The sequence below is a fragment of the Kitasatospora sp. NPDC057518 genome (assembly GCF_042802075.1).
Taxonomy (GTDB): domain Bacteria; phylum Actinomycetota; class Actinomycetes; order Streptomycetales; family Streptomycetaceae; genus Kitasatospora.
In genome coordinates this window covers 40,163-42,497 of record NZ_JBHVEU010000019.1, presented here as the reverse complement: position 1 = coordinate 42,497, position 2,335 = coordinate 40,163, and the positions used below count along the sequence as shown (strand labels likewise).

Below are 2,335 nucleotides of genomic sequence, written 5' to 3'. Positions count from 1 at the left end.
GGCCGGGGGCTCTCGCAGCCCCCGGCCCGTTCGTACCTTCCCGCCCGCGCTCTCCGCGGCAGTTGCTTCGAGGTGGATCCCCGATGGCCGACAACGGCTTCAGCATCAGCGACATCTACGCCCTGGGCAACCAGTGGATCGAGCTGGGCAACACGGTGTACGCGGCCCGGTACGGCACCAGCATGGCCATGGACAAGTTCCAGTGGACCGGTGACGGCATGGTGGCCGCGCACGACGCCTGGAACCTCGTCGGCAACAGCGTGCTCGACCCGGCGGTCACCACCTGCTGGAAGATCGGCGACGCCATCAACGACTACGGCCGGGCACTGGAGAAGATCATGGCCGCCGAGCAGAAGGCCGCCAACGCGGCCGGGCTGGCCAGCATCATCGCCACCATCCTCGGGTTCGTCCTCCCCTTCGGCCTGGGCCTGCTGGCCAGGCTGATCGCGCCGCTCCTCGAAGGCCTCATCACCCTCATCACCAACATCCTGAGGACGATCGGCGAGAGCCTGCAGACCATCCTCAACATCGGCGCCTTCATCGGCGGCGCCGTGGCCGGCGGCCTGCTCCAGCTGGGCACCGACCTGCTGGCCCAGCTGATCGCCGACAAGATCTACGACGTCCCGTTCGAGATCGACTGGGCCGCCGAGGGCATGAGCATGGGCTTCGGGGCCGTCTTCGGCGGCCTCGGGGGCCTGGCCGGTCTGCGCGGACCCAAGGAGGTCGGGATCGGCGGCGGCCCCAAGGGGGTCGGGGGCAAGGGCGTGACCCCGCCGAAGGTCGACCCGCCGGGTGTGAAGCCCCCGGTCACCGAGCACGTCCCGCTGCCGGGGCGCGGCTCCGTGCCGCTTCCGGAAGGGCCGGGGTCCATCGGCGGAGTCACCCCGGGCGGCATCGGCAAGGTCCCGCCGCCGGAGCTGTTCCCGGGCGGCGGCAAGCCGCTGGGCGCCGAACCGGGCAGCGTGCCGCCGGGACGCTCGCCCGTCGCCCCCGGCGGGGTGGAGCCCCCCAAGACCGGGATCCCCCACGAGGCCCCCGGCACCACCCCGCCCGGCCCGCCCAGGACCACGACGCCCGGCCGGGGCCCCGAGCCGGTGACCCGGGAGCCCGGCCAGCTCGACCCGTCGGGAACCCACCAGCCGACCCCCGGCGGTCAGGTGAAGCCCGGGACCGGAGTGCACGAGCCCGGGGCGGGCGGGATCGGCAACGTCGCCCCGCCGAAGAGCACCGGCGGCCAGATCGGCGGCCAGGAGACGCACGGGCCGCTGGGCGGCAAGGACGGCTCGCTGCCCGACGCCACCTCGCGCTCCGTCAACGAGACGGGCGGGAACGGCGGTTCGCGCGGCACCGTCAACGGCAACGGCACCGGCAACGTCACCCGGCCCGGCCCGAACGAGCAGACCCCCGGCCACTCGCAGTCCGAGACGCCCGTCGACAACCAGACCTACAAGGCCTCCTTCGACCGGCAGCCCGGCGGAACGCGGCCCGGCAGCGACGTCGGCGCCAACGGCCGGCCGTCCTCGGCCTCCGCCCGCGTCGAGGGCGACAACCCCGCCGTGACCACGGACCGCAACTCGCTCTCCGCGAAGACCCCCGGAAACCACGACGGCCTCCCCGGCGGCAACAACAACCGGCCCGAGGGCGTGAAGCAGCCCCTCAAGGAGGGCGCGGAGGTGCCCGCGAACAACCAGCGGACCGCCACCGGAGGCGGCACCACCCCCCGCGACACCCCGCTGGAGCCGATGCGGGACAACGGAAAGTCCGGCGGCTCCTCCGGTTCCGCACCCAAGGGCAACGAGCGGACCAACCAGTCGACCGGGGGGCAGAAGCCCCTGACGAGGGAACTGGAGCCCCAGGCACCGGAGAACAGCAACCGGCAGTCGACCGCCTCCTCGGCGCGGGAGCACGAGGGCAGCACCAACGGGACGAAGCAGACCACCTCCGAGAGCACGGCCCCGGGCAAGGGGGACCGGCCGACCTCGGAGCAGACCCGGCAGAACGGCCAGCAGGAGGGGACGACCGGGAAGTCGGAGGGTGTGGCGTCGAAGAAGCCCTCGACGCGGCCGTTCGGTGCCAGGAAGGTGATGACCATCGCCGACCTCCCCCCGGAGGGGGCGGGGCCGAAGAGCGGCGCCCCGGAACCGGGGATGCGACCCGGCAGTTCCAACGTGAGGACCCTCAACGACCTCCCGAGCGAACACGGGGCGGGCGGCTCGGCGAAGGGCGGATCGTCGGGGGAGAAGCCGCTGGTCGACCGGGGCACCGGGTCCACGTTGGACGGGAAGCCCGGTGAGAAGTGGGTGTCCCGGGACTCGGGTGACCGCAGGTCGATGAC

1 pseudogene is annotated in these 2,335 nt (G+C 73.3%); it reads left to right on the top strand.

What is annotated here, in order from left to right:
* Positions 1-83 precede the first annotated feature (83 nt).
* Positions 84-2,335 (top strand): annotated as a pseudogene (locus ACFU7Z_RS03725) (hypothetical protein); the annotation flags it as partial.